We start from the raw sequence: 16,159 nt of genomic DNA on the forward strand, positions 1-16,159 counted from the left end.
AGCGAGGTAAGAATGTCTGTTTTTCCACAAGGATTTTTATGGGGCGGCGCGCTTGCCGCCAACCAGAGTGAAGGGGCTTACCGTGAAGGCGGCAAAGGACTGACGACGGTCGATATGATCCCCCACGGCGCAAACCGTCTGGCGGTAAAAGTCGGCAAGGAAAAACGGTTTTCGTTGCGGGACGACGAATTCTACCCGAGCCACGAGGCGATTGATTTTTACCATCGCTACAAAGAAGACATCGCCCTGATGGCGGAGATGGGCTTTACGGTGTTCCGCACCTCGATTGCCTGGAGCCGCCTCTACCCGAACGGCGACGAACCGCTGCCGAATCAGGAAGGCATTGCCTTCTACCGCGCGGTGTTCGAGGAGTGCAAAAAGTACAACATCGAGCCGCTGGTCACGCTCTGCCACTTCGACGTGCCGATGCACCTGGTGACGGAGTACGGCTCCTGGCGCAACCGCAAAATGGTGGATTTCTTCGCCCGCTACGCCCGCACCTGCTTTGAAGCGTTTAACGGGCTGGTGAAATACTGGCTGACCTTCAACGAAATCAACATCATGCTGCACAGCCCGTTCTCCGGCGCGGGGCTGGTGTTTGAGGAAGGGGAAAACGAAGATCAGGTGAAATACCAGGCCGCGCACCACGAGCTGGTGGCGAGCGCGCTGGCGACCAAAATTGCCCACGAGGTGAACCCGGAAAACCAGGTCGGCTGCATGCTGGCGGGCGGCAATTTCTACCCGTACTCCTGCAAGCCGGAAGACGTGTGGATGGCGCTGGAGAAAGACCGCGAGAACCTGTTCTTTATCGACGTGCAGGCGCGCGGCAGCTATCCGGCCTACTCCGCCCGCGTGTTCCGCGAGAAAGGCGTGGTGATTGTGAAAGACCCGGGCGACGATGAACTGCTGAAAAACACCGTCGATTTTGTCTCGTTCAGCTATTACGCCTCGCGCTGCGCGTCGGCGGACATGAACGCGAGCAACACCAGCGCGGCGAACATCGTGAAGTCCCTGCGTAACCCACACATTCAGGTGAGCGAGTGGGGCTGGGGTATCGACCCGCTCGGCCTGCGCATCACCATGAACATGATGTACGACCGCTACCAGAAGCCGCTGTTCCTGGTGGAAAACGGCCTCGGGGCGAAGGACGTTATTGATGAAAACGGCGAGATCAACGACGACTACCGCATCAGCTACCTGCGCGAGCATATCCGCGCGATGGGCGACGCGATTGAGGACGGCGTACCGCTGCTGGGCTACACCACCTGGGGCTGCATTGATCTGGTATCGGCCTCAACGGGGGAAATGAGCAAGCGCTACGGGTTTGTGTACGTCGACCGGGACGACGCCGGAAACGGCACGCTGGACCGCAAGCGCAAGAAATCGTTCTGGTGGTATAAGAAGGTGATTGCGAGTAACGGGGGGGATCTGGCGTAGCCTGTTGCCCTCACCCCAGCCCTCTCCCACAGGGAGAGGGAGATGGGTTTGGTAGGCAGGGTAAGGCGAAGGCGCCACCCGGCACTGCTCAGAGCTGAGGAAATCCTCCATCCCCAACCCACCCGGTAAGCCGTGAATACACCACGTCCACCGCCTCTTTCACCGGCGGCGTCATCGGATAATAAAACCCGACGATGTCCGGCTGAATGCCCAGAAACAGCACCTCGCCCACGTCGTCTTTAATCTGATCCACCAGATAGTTGAGAGGCATGTTGTGGGTGGTCATCATAAACATCTCGGCGATGTCGTCCGGGTCAATCAGGCGGATCTCGCCGGGGTTGAGCCCCATATCGGTGGCATCGACGATTAACAGCCTGTCCGGGCGCAGTTCACGAATGGCCACCACGTCGTTTTCCGGCGCGCTGCCGCCGTCAATCACCACCCAACTGCCCGGCGGGTTCGCAGCGCACTTTTCCGCCAGCAGCGGGCCCGCGCCGTCGTCGCCCATCATGCTGTTGCCGACACACAGTAAAACGTCAGTCACGTAATCTCCTCACCATCAGGTAGATGGCGCTCTCCTGATGAATATCGTGCAGCATGCCGAGCAGCGTTTTGCTCCACGCCTGCTGCGCCGGGGTTTGTACGCTCAGCGCCGCGTCAAAGGCGTTAGCGAGCATCGTGATGTGGTTGGCGTCGATCACAATCTCGCCGTACTTCGGCACGCCCTCCATCTTGCGCCGCGCCGCGCTGCCCTCCTCCAGCGTGGCGATCCACGCCAGGTATTCCGGCCACGGGCAGCTCAGCGCCGTTTCAAGGCAGTCGATCACCCCGAGGTGGTGCCCAATCGCCAGGCTGTAATAGACCACCTGCTGCGCCGCATCCGGCGTGGCATCGTTCTCATCAATAAACTTACGGCTCAGCTGGCTGAACACCACCGTTTCACTCATCGGATACGCGCCTCATCCACAATGCTGTTCAGGTTCGCCACGATCTCATTGAGACGCGGATCGTTCTCGGCCTCCAGCCAGCGCGCTACCTGATGGTCGCCCTGGCCCAGCAGACGCAGGTAATCGTCGGCAATCTGGCGTCCGTAGCGGTAGCCCGCCAGCCTGCGCGCCGTGCGGTCGATCTTCACCCGCAGCGGCTGCACCATATCCGGGTGCAGGAGAGTGGCTGGCTGGTTGTCCAGCTCGCCCGGCTCACGAGCGTGGATCTTCTGCTCCAGCAGGCCGAGCGCCATGGCAAAACCGTACAGCGTGGCGGCGGGCGTCGGCGGGCAGCCCGGAATGTAGACGTCCACCGGCACGATTTTGTCGGTGCCGCCCCAGACGCAGTAAAGATCGTGGAAGATGCCGCCGCTGTTGCCGCAGGCGCCGTAGGAGATACAGATTTTCGGATCCGGCGCAGACTGCCAGGCGCGCAGCGCAGGCGAACGCATCGCGCGGGTGACCGCGCCGGTGAACAGCAGGATATCCGCATGGCGCGGGGACGGCACCACTTTGATGCCGAAGCGCTCGGCGTCAAACAGCGGTGACAGCGTGGCGAAGATCTCAATCTCGCAGCCGTTGCAGCCGCCGCAGTCCACGCGGTAGACGTAGGCCGAGCGTTTGATTTTTTTCAGCAGCGACGCCTTCATGCTGGCGATGGATTCGTCCACCGTCATCGGCACAGGAATGCCGTTAGCATCGCGCGGGCCCAGTAGGTTTTCCATCAGCTGGCCTCTCTCATATGGCGGGTGATATCAATACGGTCGGACGGCAGCAGGCACTTCTGACGCTTGCACTCCGGGCAGGTTTCGAAGTTTTCGCGGTGATGCTCCGCGCGGACGTCGCCGTTGTGCTTCAGCAGCGCGATGGCGTAGTCGATCTCTTTTTGCACGGCGAACGGACGCTTGCAGACGCGGCAGTTGCACAGCGCAAAGCGCGACTGCTGGAGGAAGTCCTCTTTTTTCCACACCGCCAGCTCGTACTCCTGAGACAGGCGAATGGCCACCGTCGGGCAGACCTCCTCGCAGCGGCCGCAGAAGATGCAGCGCCCGAGGTTAAACTGCCAGGCCAGCTCGCCGGTTTTCAGGTCCGTTTCCACCGTTAAGGCATTCGACGGGCAGGCGTTGACGCAGGCCGCGCAGCCGATGCACTGCTGCGGATTGTGCTCCGGCTTGCCGCGAAAGTTTTTATCCACCGGCATCGGCTCCAGCGGATAGCTGCTGGTCTGCGTGCCGGTTTTGATCACTTTTTTGATAAAGGTAAACATGGCGAGTCCTTATTTCAGCGGCGAGTTTTTACGCTCAATGCTGTAGCGCTCAAGCTCTTTGTACGGCACCACCTGGCTTTTCTTCTTGCGCACGTCCACGACGGTCATGCGGTCGGTGCAGGAGTAGCACGGGTCGAGGCTGCCGATGATCAGCGGCGCGTCAGAGACCGTATTGCCGCGCAGCATGTAGCGCAGGGTTGGCCAGTTGGCGTAGGTCGCCGCGCGGCAGCGCCAGCGGTAGAGCTTCTGGTTGTCGCCGGTCATGCTCCAGTGGATGTCGTCCCCGCGCGGCGCTTCGGCAAAGCCGAGGGCAAAGCGGTTTGGAATGTAGGTGAAGCCTTCCACCATCAGCGGGCCGCCCGGCAGATTATCGAGGCCGTAGTCGATCATGTTCAGCGCGGTGAATACCTCGTTGATGCGCACCTTCAGACGGGAGATGACGTCGCAGCCCTGCTCGCTGTGCACGGTCATCGGCAGCAGGCCGTAGCCGACGAACGGGTGATCGGCGCGGGTATCGCGGGCGTGGCCGCTGGCGCGCACCATCGGGCCGACGTTGCTGAAGTCGCGGGCGATTTCCGGGTCAAGACGACCAATCCCGACGGTGCGCTGCTCAATGTTTGGCGTGCTGAGCAGCATGTCCACCAGCTCCTGCACGTCCCGCCGCATCTGCTGCGCCAGCTGGCGGGTCTGGATCATGTCGTCTTTCAGCAGGTCGCGGCGGATCCCGCCGATCAGGTTCAGGCCGTAGGTTTTACGCGCCCCGGTAAGGATCTCCGCCATCTTCATCGACGCCTCGCGCACGCGGAAGAACTGCATAAACCCGGAGTCAAAGCCGACGAAGTGGCAGGCCAGGCCGAGGTTGAGCAGGTGCGAGTGCAGGCGCTCCACCTCCAGCAGAATGGCGCGGATCATCTGCGCGCGTTCCGGCACCACGATCCCCATGCCGTTTTCCACCGAGGTGGTGTAGGCGGTGCTGTGGGCAAAGCCGCAGATGCCGCACACGCGGTCAGAGAGGAACGTGACTTCGTTGTAGCCCATGCGGGTCTCCGCCAGCTTCTCCATGCCGCGGTGGACGTAGAACAGGCGGTAGTCGGCGTCGATAATGTTCTCGCCGTCGACGAACAGGCGGAAGTGGCCCGGTTCGTCGGAGGTAACGTGCAGCGGGCCAATCGGCACCACGTTATTCTTCTTGCTGCCCAGCTCGTTGATGAACTCGTAGGTTTCGCTGTCGGTGGTCGGGGCCGGGCGCTGGCGATAGTCCATGCTGTCCTTGCGCAGCGGATAGAGTTCATCCGGCCAGTCGTCCGGCAGCACCAGGCGACGCTCGTCAGGCAGGCCAACCGGCACCAGACCATACATGTCGCGCACTTCGCGCTCGCCCCAGACGGCGGCAGGCACGCGCGGCGTGACGGAGGGGTATTCCGGTTTAGCCGGATCGACCTCTACGCGCACGGTGAGCCAGCACTTCTCCCCCTGCTCCATCGACATCACGTAGTACACCGCATAGTTGCCACACAGCTGACGCTCGTCGTTGCCGAACAGCACTGACAGCCAGCCGCCCTGCTGGTAATAGAGAAACTCCACCACTTCCGGCAGATAGTTCACCTTAATGGTGACGGTGATCTGGTCTTTGGTTTGCCAGGACTCCTCCAGCACCACGCCCGGGAAAGCCTGATGCAACGCGGCGAGATACTGCTGACCTTTCTTTTCTTCAGACATAAACACTCTCTTTAATCACGCCACCAGCAAGGAGACGAACGCTAAAAATGCAAAACCAAAACCGGCCCAGGTGATGCGTGACGTTTCAACAAAACGCAGGCGCGCCATGCTGTTTTCAAACAGGGCAATCACCAGCACGCCGATAAGCAGCTTGAGCACAGCCACCACCACGGCCAGCAGCAGGCCGCCCGCAGAGAAGTGCGTCATCTGCCCCCACGGGAAGAAAACGCCGACGAACATCTGCAACACCACCAGCTGCTTGAGGCTGATGCCCCACTTCAGCACCGCAAAGCCGTAGCCGCTGTATTCGGTGAGCGGCCCCTCCTGTAATTCCTGCTCCGCTTCCGCGAGATCGAACGGCAACTTGCCCATCTCGATAAAGGTGGCGAACGCGCAGGCGCAGAGCGCCAGCACCAGCGGGAGAGAACGTGAAACCGGCCAGTGGTAAACGGTGTCGGTGATAAAACTGATATGGGTCGAGCCTGCAACCTGTGCGGCAACCCACAGCCCCAGCAGCAGAATTGGCTCAACCAGCACGCCGAGCATCGCCTCGCGGCTGGCGCCGATACCCGTAAACGGGCTGCCGGTATCCAGACCCGCAATCGCAAAGAAGAAACGCGCGATGGCGAAGAGGTAGATCAGCGTAATCAGATCGCCCAGCACCGGCAGCGGCGAGCCCACCGTCACTACCGGCAGCGCGGTGGCGATGGTCAGCATCACGCCCACCATCACAAACGGCGTCAGGCGGAACACCCAGCCTGCGGCGTCCGGCGCGACGCTCTGACGGGAAAGCAGTTTGAAGAGATCGCGGTACTCCTGGAGCACGCCAGGCCCGCGACGGTTGTGCAGCCGGGCGCGCGCCACGCGCGTGATGCCCGACAGCAGCGGCGCGGCGGCGAACAGCACCAGCGCCTGAAGAATTGCCAGTAACAGACTCATGTCAGGCTCCTCGTGAAATGACAATCACCACCAGCACCGCCAGCTCGATCAGCGCCAGGCGGCGGAACAGCACGGGCACGGCGGCACCCTGCCAGCCCGGCACCCAGCCCACCGGGTTCAGCCAATGGCGCAGCTTCAGCACGGCGGCGAAGTTCTCCTTCACCGGCATAGCGAAACCGTGGGCGGTGATGACCATCGACTGCTCATGTTCGTAGCCGCAGGCCCACGCCGCGCCGCGCGAGCGGGAGGCGAGACGGTCGCGTCTGAAGAACAGCATCAGCACGAACGGCAGGAGCGGCGCGGCAATCAGCAGCAGCGCCATCATCGGCTGGGAAACGACGGTATGCGCCGTGACCAGCGGCAGCGGAATGGCGTGGCCCAGCAGCGGCAGCAACCACGGCGCGGCGACGCCGCCCGCGATGCAGCACAGCGCCAGTGCGACCACGCTTACGCCCATCAGTAGCGGTGCGCAGCAGGCGTTTTCCGCTTCGCGGGTGCGCGGCGCGCCCAGGAAGGTGACGCCGTAAACCTTCGCCATACACATCACCGCCAGCGCGCCGGTGATCGCCAGGCCCACCGCCAGCAGCGGGCCGAGTAAACGCCCGATAAACGCCTCGCTCTGGCCGAGGGCGAAGAAGGACTGATAAATCACCCACTCGCCGGCAAAGCCGTTCAGCGGCGGCAGCGCAGCCATCGCCATCAGCCCGACCAGCATCGCCAGCGAAATGACGGGCATTTTTTTGCCAATCCCGCCGAGCTTTTCAATATCGCGGTGCCCGGTGCGGAACCAGACGCTGCCCGCACCGAGGAACAGGGTGCTTTTAAACAGACTGTGGTTGATAAGGTGATACAGACCGCCAATAAACCCGGCGGCAATCAGCGCCGGCTGGTTGAGCGCCAGCCCGGTGACGCCCGCGCCCATGCCGAGCAGGATAATCCCGATGTTCTCCAGGGTGTGGTACGCCAGCAGACGCTGGATGTTGTGCTCCATCAGCGCGTACAGCCCGCCGACGAACGCGGTGATCATCCCTGCAATCAGCAGCGCCACGCCCCACCACAGCGGCGGCTGACCGCCCGTCAGGGTTATCATCAGGATGCCGAACAGACCGACCTTCATCACCACGGTGGAGAACAGCGCAGCGGCCGGGGCTGAGGCATTGGCATGCGCCTGCGGCACCCAGCCGTGCAGCGGGATTATCCCGGCCAGCAGGCCAAAACCAACTACGCCCAACGTCCAGACGTCGTTGCCCAGCGGCTGGCCGTTAAGCATGGCAAAATCCAGCGTGCCGAAACGCTGCCACACCAGCCAGCAGGCCAGCGCCAGCAGCAGCGTGCCGAGACGTCCGAGCGCAAACCACAGCTTGCCGGAGGCGCTGCATCCGGTCAGGAACACGCCGCACAGGGCCATGATTTCTGCCATCACCACCAGCGCGCCGAGGTTGCTGGCGATAACGGTACAGACCGCGGCGGCCATCAACAGGTTAACCAGCAGGCCGTTGGCTTTGGTGTGCTGATGTCGGTGCCAGTCGATATTAAACAGGCTGATAAACAGCCCGCACAGGCCAAAGGTTATCAGCCAGATGGCGTTCAGCGGCGTAAGCTCAACGGCGTGGTGAATCAGCGGGATGAGGGTGTCAACAGACTGGCCGTCGATCAGGACAACCCCGCCCGCCGCCAGCGTCATCAGGCTGCCGACCGCCCCGCCGATACCGGCGATCACCCCGCTCAGCGTTTTATGGAAGGAGAGAAGCAGCGCCAGGACAGCGGCGGCGGCAAACCAGGCCACACCGCTGGTCATCATAACTATCGCGTTCATTTCGCCCCCTCGTTAAGCGCCCGCAGCAGCGAAAGATCGCCAACGTCGGTATTGATGGTCAGCTCGCGCTTGCGTTTGCTGGTGCGAGCGATGTCGCGGATGTTGACCAGGACCAGCGCCCGGGTCGGGCAGGTCCGCACGCAGGCCGGACCCTGCTCATCGAAGCTGCACAGATCGCACTTCACCGCAACGGCGCGAATGCCCGGCACCCAGTCCAGCAGCGTACTCACGCGTGCCGGAGCCGGTGGCGCAGGCGGCGCTTTCGCAGTATTAGCATTCGCCGGAATATGCAGCGGGCGGCTGCCTGAAAACTCAATGGCGCCGAACGGACAGGCGATGCCGCACAGCTTGCAGCTCACGCACAGGCTTTCGTTCAGCTGTACCGCGCCGTCAACGCGGGTGATGGCATTGACAGGACAGACGCCCGCGCACGGAGCGTCTTCACAGTGGTGACAGAGCTGCGGGGCAGACTCTTTCTCATTACGCATGACGCGCAGGCGCGGCATGGACTGTAGCCCGTGCAGGCGGTGCGTTTCCGAGCACGCCGCCTCACAGGTCCGACAGCCAATACAGACCGTCGAGTCAGCAATTACAAAACGGTTCACCGGGTCATCCTCTGGTGATAGTCATTTTTGACGAAAAAAACTGTCTTATCGACACTTCTCGACACTCGCTTTTCAGGCCACGTTCGCGGAGGATTTTCCGTCGATCAGCTGTTTCAGGTTGACTGGCCGATCGTGCTCAACGGCGGCGTAGAGGCCGTTATAAACCGGCGCGATTTTCTCCAGATAGTGCTCCAGCACCTGCTGGCGATCGCGGTTGCTGACATGACCGTCCACCATGCCGTCCGCCATCAGCTGCGCCCGGGCGATGCAGTGCCTGTCGCCCTCTTTCGTCTCGACGTAGTACTCAATCGTGTGGCTGTTGAAGGTCTCCGCCAGGGTGACGTAAATCGTAAAGTGACCGAACAGGACAAAACGCATATCCCCCTGCGCCGCACAGCTCATGGCGTGATGCAGATGGGCCTTCGACAGCGTAATCCCCTGGATCAGTGAATTGCAGTACAGGTGCCATTGCTCCTGGAGCTGCTGATGACGTTGCGCGATGTAATCCGCTTTTTCGCTAATTTCCCAAATAGTCATAAAAGGTATCCGGTTAATGGAGTTAGCGGCTGTTAAGCAGATTTCGTGCCAGTTTTTAATTTATTGATTTAAATGGATTTTAAAGAGAAGCGCACTGTCATCGCCGCGGTGTCGACGTGTCATTTCGACAGCGTTGACATCGTCACGCCATAACGCAAATCAAGCTGGCACCGTTATTGCATTGAAGGGGCAATTCATTAAGGAGGCGTCATGCACGAAATTACCCTCTGCCAGCGGGCACTGGAACTTATCGAACAGCAGGCAGTGCAAAACCACGCGAAACGCGTCACCGGCGTCTGGCTGAAGGTCGGGGCGTTTTCCTGCGTCGAGACCAGCGCCCTCACCTTCTGTTTTGAGCTGGTATGCCGCGGCACGCTGGCGGAAGGCTGCGAGCTGCATATTGAAGAGCAGCAGGCAGAGTGCTGGTGCGAGCAGTGTCAGGAGTACGTCACGCTGCTGTCATCGAAGGTGCAGCGCTGTCCGCAGTGCCAGAGCAGCGGGCTGCGCATCGTGGCGGATGACGGTATGCAGATCCAACGCCTCGAAATCGAGAAGGAGTAATGTATGTGTAGTACCTGCGGTTGCGCTGAAGGCAACCTGTATATAGAAGGGGATGAACACCGTCCCCACTCCGCGTTTCGCTCCGCGCCCTTTTCCCCTGCCCCGCGTCCCGCGGCGGCACTGACCGGCATCACCTTTGCCCCGCAGCGTTCCGACGCGGGCGACCTCCATTACGGCCATGGCGAAGCGGGTACGCACGCGCCGGGCATCAGCCAGCGCCAGATGCTGGAGGTGGAGATCAACGTGCTGGACAAGAATAACCAGCTCGCCGCCCGCAATCGCGCCCGCTTTGCCGCGCGCGAACAGCTGGTGCTGAACCTGGTCTCCAGCCCCGGCTCCGGTAAAACCACGCTGCTGACCGAAACCCTTAAACGTCTGAACGAACACGTCTCCTGCGCCGTAATCGAAGGCGACCAGCAAACGGTAAACGACGCCGCGCGCATCCGCGAAACCGGTACGCCTGCGATTCAGGTCAACACCGGGAAAGGGTGCCACCTGGACGCGCAGATGATTGCCGACGCCGCCCCGCGCCTGCCGCTGGCGGATAACGGTATCCTGTTTATTGAAAACGTCGGCAACCTGGTTTGCCCGGCAAGCTTCGACCTCGGCGAGCGGCATAAAGTGGCGGTGCTCTCCGTGACCGAAGGGGAAGACAAGCCGCTTAAATATCCGCATATGTTTGCCGCCGCCTCCGTCATGCTGCTGAACAAGGTCGACCTGCTGCCGTACCTGAATTTCGACGTGGATAAGTGCCTGGCTTACGCCCGGGAAGTGAACCCGGACATTGAGATCCTGCTGGTTTCCGCCACGCGTGGCGACGGGATGGACGCCTGGCTGAACTGGCTGGAGAACGAACGATGTGCATAGGCGTCCCCGGACAAATTCATTCCCTCGACGGCAATCAGGCCAAAGTGGAGGTCTGCGGCATCCTGCGCGATGTCGACCTGACGCTGGTAGGCAGCCACGATGAGACCGGCGCATCGCGTCTCGGCCAGTGGGTGCTGGTCCACGTGGGTTTTGCCATGAGCGTGATTAATGAGGAAGAAGCCCGCGACACGCTGGACGCGCTACAGAATATGTTCGATGTCGAGCCGGACGTGGGCGCCCTGTTGTATGGGGAGGAACGTTAACACATGCGTTACGTTGATGAATATCGCGCGCCTGAGCAGGTGTTGCAGCTTATCGATCGCCTGAAGACCCGCGCCTCGCTGCTGGACTACACGAAAGAAAAACCGCTGCGGATCATGGAGGTGTGCGGCGGACACACCCACGCCATCTTTAAATTTGGCCTCGACCAGCTGCTGCCGGAGAACATCGAGTTTATCCACGGCCCCGGCTGCCCGGTGTGCGTGCTGCCGATGGGGCGCATCGACAGCTGTATCGACATCGCCAGCCGCCCCGGTGTGATTTTTTGCACCTTTGGCGACGCCATGCGTGTACCGGGAAAAAATGGCTCGCTGCTCCAGGCGAAGGCGCGCGGCGCAGACGTGCGGATCGTCTACTCACCGATGGATGCCCTGACGCTGGCGATGGCTAATCCTGAGCGTAAGGTCGTCTTTTTCGGGCTGGGTTTTGAAACCACCATGCCCGCCACCGCCATTACCCTCCAGCAGGCTAAAGCCCGCAACGTCACAAACTTTTACTTTTTCTGCCAGCACATCACGCTTATTCCCACGCTGCGCAGCCTGCTTGAAGCGCCGGATAACGGTATCGACGCGTTTCTGGCGCCGGGCCACGTCAGCATGGTGATCGGCACAGAAGCCTACGGTTTTATCGCTGAACAGTACAATCGTCCGTTAGTGGTGGCTGGTTTCGAGCCACTTGATCTACTGCAAGGCGTGACCATGCTGGTTGAGCAGAAAATAGCGGCCCTGAGTGCGGTGGAAAATCAGTATCGTCGCGTGGTGCCCGATGCAGGTAACAGACGGGCACAGCAGGCCATAGCCGACGTGTTTAGCGTCGAAGGCGACAGCGAGTGGCGCGGACTGGGGCTGATTGCCGAATCCGGCGTACACCTGACGCCCGCGTATCGCGCCTTCGACGCCGAAGCGCATTTCCGCCCGCAGCCGCAGCAGGTGTGCGACGATCCCCGCGCCCGCTGTGGCGACGTACTCACCGGCAAATGCAAACCTCATCACTGCCCGTTATTTGGCAACGCCTGTAACCCGCAAACCGCGTTTGGCGCGCTGATGGTCTCTTCCGAAGGGGCATGCGCCGCGTGGTATCACTATCGCAACCAGGAGTGTGAAGCATGAACACGGTGGAAATGGCGCACGGAAGCGGTGGACAGGCGATGCAGCAGCTGATTAACCGGCTGTTTATGGAAGCCTTTAATAACCCCTGGCTCGCCGAGCAGGAAGATCAGGCGCGTATTGACCTCGCGGCCCTGACCGCCCACGGTGACAGGCTGGCGTTCTCTACCGACAGCTACGTGATTGACCCGCTGTTCTTCCCGGGAGGCGATATCGGCAAGCTCGCCGTCTGCGGCACGGCAAACGACGTCGCCGTCAGCGGCGCGATCCCCCGCTACCTCTCCTGCGGGTTTATCCTCGAAGAAGGGTTACCAATGGAGACGCTCACGGCGGTGGTCAACAGCATGGCGCACACCGCCCGCGAGGCGGGGATCGCCATCGTCACCGGGGATACCAAGGTGGTGCAGCGCGGCGCGGCGGATAAGCTCTTCATCAACACAGCCGGGATGGGCGCGATCCCTGCCGACATTCACTGGGGCGCGCAGCAGCTTTGCGCAGGCGACGTGCTGATTGTCAGCGGCACGCTGGGCTGCCACGGGGCAACCATCCTGAACCTGCGCGAAGGCCTGGGGCTGGATGGCGAGCTGCGCAGTGACTGCGCGGTACTCACGCCGCTGATCCAGACGCTGCGCGACATGCCGGGCGTAAAAGCCCTGCGCGACGCCACGCGGGGCGGCGTGAATGCCGTCGTGCACGAGTTCGCGGCAAGCTGCGGCTGCGGGATTGAGCTGACCGAGCGCGGCCTGCCCGTTAAGCCCGCCGTGCGCGGGCTGTGCGAGCTACTAGGTCTAAACCCGCTTAACTTTGCCAATGAGGGCAAGCTGGTGATCGGCGTGGAACGCGCGGCGGCGGAAGCCGTACTTGCACAGCTGCGCACGCATCCTTTAGGGAAAGACGCGGCCATCATCGGCGACGTGGTTGAGCGCAAAGGGGTGCGCCTGACCGGGCTTTACGGCGTGAAGCGCACGCTGGATCTGCCGCACGCTGAACCGTTACCCCGAATTTGCTAGACCGCGCCAAAAGCGGTCAGCGCTGAATTTCTCTTTTTGCCAGTTTCTATTGGAAAGCAACAATGCCGTATACACCGATGAGCGATCTTGGACAGCAGGGCCTGTTTGACATCACGCGCACACTTTTACAACAGCCCGATCTCGGCGCGCTGAGCGATGCCCTGACGCGGCTGGTCAGGCAATCAGCGCTGGCGGACAGCGCCGCCATTGTGCTCTGGCATAGCGCAACCCACCGCGCGAGCTATTTCTCAACGCGTGATAACGGCAAAATCTTCGAATATGAAGATGAAACGTTTCTGGCCCACGGCCCGGTGCGGCGTATCCTCTCCCGCCCGGAAGCGCTGCACTGCAATTTTGACCAGTTTCGCCAGGCCTGGCCGAAGCTGGCAGAGAGCAATCTTTACCACCCATTCGGCCACTACAGCATGCTGCCGCTGGCGGTGGAAGGGCAAATTTTTGGCGGCTGCGAGTTTATCCGCGATACCGACCAGCCCTGGAGCGAGGCGGAGTACGAACGCCTGCACACCTTTACCCAGATTGTGGCCGTTGTCGCGGAGCAGATCCAAAGCCGCGTCACCAATAATGTGGACTACGACCTGCTGAGCCGCGAGCGCGATAACTTCCGCATTCTGGTTGCCGTCACCAACGCCGTGCTCTCCCGCCTGGACATGGATGAGTTGGTCAGCGAAGTGTCAAAAGAGATCCATCACTATTTTAAAATCGATGCCATCAGCATTGCGCTACGCGGCAACCGGAAAGGCAAGCTCAACATCTACTCCACCCACTACCTTGATGAAGCCAACCCGGCGCACGAGCAGAGCGAAGTGGACGAAGCGGGAACGCTGTCCGAGCGGGTATTTAAAAGCAAAGAGATCCTGCTGCTCAATCTCAATGAACAGGATCCGGTAGCCCCCTACGAGCGGATGTTGTTCAACACCTGGGGCAACAAGATCCAGACCCTGTGCCTGCTGCCGCTGATGTCCGGCAACACCATGCTCGGCGTGCTTAAACTGGCGCAGTGCGATGAAGCCGTATTTACCACCGCTAACCTGAAGCTGCTGCGCCAGATCGCCGAGCGTATCTCCATTGCGCTGGATAACGCCCTCGCCTATCAGGAGATCCACCGCCTGAAGGAGAGGCTGGTGGACGAAAACCTGGCGCTGACCGAGCAGCTCAACAACGTGGACAGCGAGTTTGGCGAAATCATCGGGCGCAGCGATGCCATGTACAGCGTCCTTAAGCAGGTGGAAATGGTGGCGCAGAGCGACAGCACGGTGCTGATCCTCGGTGAAACCGGTACCGGGAAAGAGCTGATTGCCCGGGCGATCCACAATCTGAGCAACCGCAATAGCCGCCGGATGGTGAAGATGAACTGCGCGGCGATGCCTGCGGGCTTACTGGAAAGCGACCTGTTCGGCCACGAGCGCGGCGCCTTTACCGGCGCCAGCAGCCAGCGGCTGGGCCGTTTTGAACTGGCGGATAAAAGCTCGTTGTTCCTCGACGAAGTGGGCGATATGCCGCTGGAGCTTCAGCCCAAGCTGCTGCGCGTTTTGCAGGAGCAGGAGTTCGAGCGCCTCGGCAGCAACAAGCTGATCCAGACCGACGTGCGTCTGATTGCCGCCACCAATCGCGATCTGAAAAAAATGGTCGCCGACCGCGAGTTTCGCAGCGATCTTTACTATCGCCTGAACGTCTTCCCGATCTGCCTGCCGCCGCTGCGCGAGCGCCCGGAAGATATTCCGCTGCTGGTGAAAGCCTTTACCGCGAAGATTGCCCGCCGGATGGGGCGAAATATCGACATTATTCCTGCCGAAACGCTACGCACACTCTCGGCGATGGAGTGGCCGGGGAACGTGCGCGAGCTGGAAAACGTCATTGAACGCGCGGTCCTGCTGACCCGCGGGAACGTGCTCCAGCTCTCCCTGCCAGAGGTTACTCCTTCTGAAACGACCGTGACCGCAACCGAGCTTGCGAAAGAGGGAGAAGATGAATATCAGCTCATTATGCGAGTGCTGAAGGAGACCAACGGCGTGGTAGCCGGACCGAAAGGTGCGGCGCAACGGCTGGGTCTGAAGCGTACCACCCTGCTCTCGCGCATGAAGCGTCTGGGAATCGATAAAGAGAGCCTGAATTAACCCGTCATTCCGGCGACGTCGCCCTGCGCGTAATTTGTCGCCCACTGCGGCGCGGAGCCGGTTATTTTTTGGGCCGATACTTTTCGGGTAATTCCGGAACCGGACGGCGATCGTCGATCAGATGACGGATGGTCAGAATCGGATGGCGCCATAACATACGTGGCCCTGCCCAGCGCATCACCTGCTTCATCTCTTCCCGTCGGGCGGGCTGATAACAGTGCACAGGGCACTGTTTGCAGGCAGGTTTTTCCTCACCAAACACGCATTTATCCAGCCGCTTATCGGCATAAGCCTTGAGCGCCGAATAGTGCCCCTCTTCTTTTATGGCGTGCGGACACCTGTTTTCGTACAGGGCGATCATTCTGGCGATCGTCTTTTTTTCTCGTGAAATACGTTTACCGGACATAACGTCGTCCTCAACAATAAAGTGCATTTATAATACCCTTTTATCCGCACATTTTCAGTCATTGCATTCCATTTTCTGAAGCGCCCTTCCAGAATTACCCCGCCCCCCGCTGCGTTTTACTGGTATTTTATACAGGCATAAATAACCACCTTTGACCGCATTCACCGGAGAGCTTATGCAAGAGATCGCGATCGCCAAACCCTATCGTCACTTGAAAGTGGGTTACTTCAGAAAACGTCATGAAGACCGTAAAACGAAAATTCCAAAACGCTACAGCGTACACGCAGCGCTGAGCCTGAAAGGCGACTGGCTTGAGCAAGCGGGATTTACCACCAACTCGCAGGTTCGGGTGGGCGTCGAGCACGGGAAAATCATCATTGAATTAATGGTGGAAGATGCCTCGTAAAGTCGTGACTTTTTTCTGCGCCGCACCTTTTTTTCATGCGACAATAGAAGGAACAATCGGCCATTGAGCCGCTCAAAGCGTAA

The 16,159-nt window shown here is 60.5% G+C and carries 18 protein-coding genes; 8 read left to right on the forward strand and 10 right to left on the reverse strand.

Going from position 1 to position 16,159, the window contains the following annotated elements; all coding sequences use genetic code 11:
* The first annotated feature begins 12 nt into the window (after positions 1 to 12).
* On the forward strand, positions 13 to 1,437 hold the full coding sequence (locus KTH07_RS15545) for a 6-phospho-beta-glucosidase (protein WP_023304313.1): 1,425 nt from the start codon (positions 13 to 15) through the stop codon (positions 1,435 to 1,437).
* Positions 1,438 to 1,525: 88 nt separating this feature from the next.
* On the opposite strand, the gene hycI is transcribed toward KTH07_RS15545, so the two are convergent.
* The 9 genes from hycI to hycA all read right to left on the reverse strand — a co-directional run bounded on the left by hycI (position 1,526) and on the right by hycA (position 9,306).
* Complete coding sequence (hycI, locus tag KTH07_RS15550) at positions 1,526 to 1,981, reverse strand: hydrogenase maturation peptidase HycI (RefSeq protein ID WP_023304314.1); 456 nt, start codon at positions 1,979 to 1,981, stop codon at positions 1,526 to 1,528.
* Entirely contained in the window at positions 1,974 to 2,384 is a 411-nt protein-coding gene (locus KTH07_RS15555; RefSeq protein ID WP_023304315.1) for a formate hydrogenlyase maturation HycH family protein, read from the reverse strand. Before KTH07_RS15555 ends, hycI begins: the two co-directional genes overlap by 8 nt.
* A complete protein-coding gene (locus KTH07_RS15560; RefSeq protein WP_023304316.1) occupies positions 2,381 to 3,148 on the reverse strand; it encodes an NADH-quinone oxidoreductase subunit B family protein in 768 nt (255 codons plus the stop codon). The genes KTH07_RS15555 and KTH07_RS15560 overlap by 4 nt, the downstream gene beginning before the upstream one ends.
* Positions 3,148 to 3,690 (reverse strand): formate hydrogenlyase complex iron-sulfur subunit, encoded by a 543-nt coding sequence (locus tag KTH07_RS15565; RefSeq protein ID WP_023295328.1) that lies wholly within the window; start codon positions 3,688 to 3,690, stop codon positions 3,148 to 3,150. Before KTH07_RS15565 ends, KTH07_RS15560 begins: the two co-directional genes overlap by 1 nt.
* A 9-nt stretch (positions 3,691 to 3,699) precedes the next feature.
* Positions 3,700 to 5,409, reverse strand: coding sequence for a formate hydrogenlyase subunit HycE (gene hycE, locus KTH07_RS15570; RefSeq protein ID WP_015571690.1), 1,710 nt, complete (start codon positions 5,407 to 5,409; stop codon positions 3,700 to 3,702).
* Between the two features lie 15 nt (positions 5,410 to 5,424).
* Positions 5,425 to 6,348 (reverse strand): respiratory chain complex I subunit 1 family protein, encoded by a 924-nt coding sequence (locus KTH07_RS15575; protein ID WP_017382801.1) that lies wholly within the window; start codon positions 6,346 to 6,348, stop codon positions 5,425 to 5,427.
* Between the two features lies 1 nt (position 6,349).
* Positions 6,350 to 8,164: a formate hydrogenlyase subunit 3 gene (gene hycC, locus KTH07_RS15580; RefSeq protein WP_023304318.1), complete on the reverse strand. Its 1,815-nt coding sequence runs from the start codon at positions 8,162 to 8,164 to the stop codon at positions 6,350 to 6,352.
* The gene (locus KTH07_RS15585) at positions 8,161 to 8,769 is read right to left on the reverse strand and encodes a 4Fe-4S dicluster domain-containing protein (RefSeq protein WP_017382803.1); all 609 of its coding nucleotides are present in this window, start codon (positions 8,767 to 8,769) and stop codon (positions 8,161 to 8,163) included. Before KTH07_RS15585 ends, hycC begins: the two co-directional genes overlap by 4 nt.
* A gap of 72 nt (positions 8,770 to 8,841) precedes the next feature.
* Positions 8,842 to 9,306, reverse strand: a complete 465-nt coding sequence (gene hycA / locus KTH07_RS15590) for a formate hydrogenlyase regulator HycA (RefSeq protein WP_017382804.1) — start codon at positions 9,304 to 9,306, stop codon at positions 8,842 to 8,844.
* Positions 9,307 to 9,516: 210 nt separating this feature from the next.
* Here hycA and hypA point away from each other — a divergent pair, with 210 nt between their 5' ends.
* From hypA to flhA, 6 genes are all read left to right on the forward strand, one after another.
* Positions 9,517 to 9,867, forward strand: coding sequence for a hydrogenase maturation nickel metallochaperone HypA (gene hypA, locus KTH07_RS15595; RefSeq protein ID WP_006811742.1), 351 nt, complete (start codon positions 9,517 to 9,519; stop codon positions 9,865 to 9,867).
* A gap of 3 nt (positions 9,868 to 9,870) precedes the next feature.
* Positions 9,871 to 10,734 carry a hydrogenase nickel incorporation protein HypB gene (gene hypB / locus KTH07_RS15600; protein WP_023304320.1) on the forward strand — a complete coding sequence of 288 codons (864 nt, stop codon included), beginning with the start codon at positions 9,871 to 9,873 and terminating at the stop codon, positions 10,732 to 10,734.
* A complete protein-coding gene (locus KTH07_RS15605) occupies positions 10,725 to 10,997 on the forward strand; it encodes a HypC/HybG/HupF family hydrogenase formation chaperone (protein WP_023295333.1) in 273 nt (90 codons plus the stop codon). The genes hypB and KTH07_RS15605 overlap by 10 nt, the downstream gene beginning before the upstream one ends.
* Positions 10,998 to 11,000: 3 nt before the next feature.
* On the forward strand, positions 11,001 to 12,122 hold the full coding sequence (gene hypD, locus KTH07_RS15610) for a hydrogenase formation protein HypD (protein WP_017692769.1): 1,122 nt from the start codon (positions 11,001 to 11,003) through the stop codon (positions 12,120 to 12,122).
* On the forward strand, positions 12,119 to 13,129 hold the full coding sequence (gene hypE, locus KTH07_RS15615) for a hydrogenase expression/formation protein HypE (protein ID WP_017692768.1): 1,011 nt from the start codon (positions 12,119 to 12,121) through the stop codon (positions 13,127 to 13,129). Before hypD ends, hypE begins: the two co-directional genes overlap by 4 nt.
* 62 nt (positions 13,130 to 13,191) lie before the next feature.
* The gene (gene flhA, locus KTH07_RS15620; protein ID WP_063162076.1) at positions 13,192 to 15,264 is read left to right on the forward strand and encodes a formate hydrogenlyase transcriptional activator FlhA; all 2,073 of its coding nucleotides are present in this window, start codon (positions 13,192 to 13,194) and stop codon (positions 15,262 to 15,264) included.
* 61 nt (positions 15,265 to 15,325) lie between these two features.
* Here the strand turns inward: flhA and KTH07_RS15625 are convergent, their stop codons facing one another.
* The gene (locus KTH07_RS15625) at positions 15,326 to 15,670 is read right to left on the reverse strand and encodes a nitrous oxide-stimulated promoter family protein (RefSeq protein WP_022649174.1); all 345 of its coding nucleotides are present in this window, start codon (positions 15,668 to 15,670) and stop codon (positions 15,326 to 15,328) included.
* A gap of 175 nt (positions 15,671 to 15,845) precedes the next feature.
* Here KTH07_RS15625 and KTH07_RS15630 point away from each other — a divergent pair, with 175 nt between their 5' ends.
* Entirely contained in the window at positions 15,846 to 16,076 is a 231-nt protein-coding gene (locus KTH07_RS15630; protein ID WP_017692767.1) for a SymE family type I addiction module toxin, read from the forward strand.
* Positions 16,077 to 16,159 lie beyond the last annotated feature (83 nt).

Source organism: Enterobacter cloacae complex sp. ECL72 (assembly GCF_019056635.1).
Classification (GTDB): Bacteria; Pseudomonadota; Gammaproteobacteria; order Enterobacterales; family Enterobacteriaceae; genus Enterobacter; species Enterobacter hormaechei_C.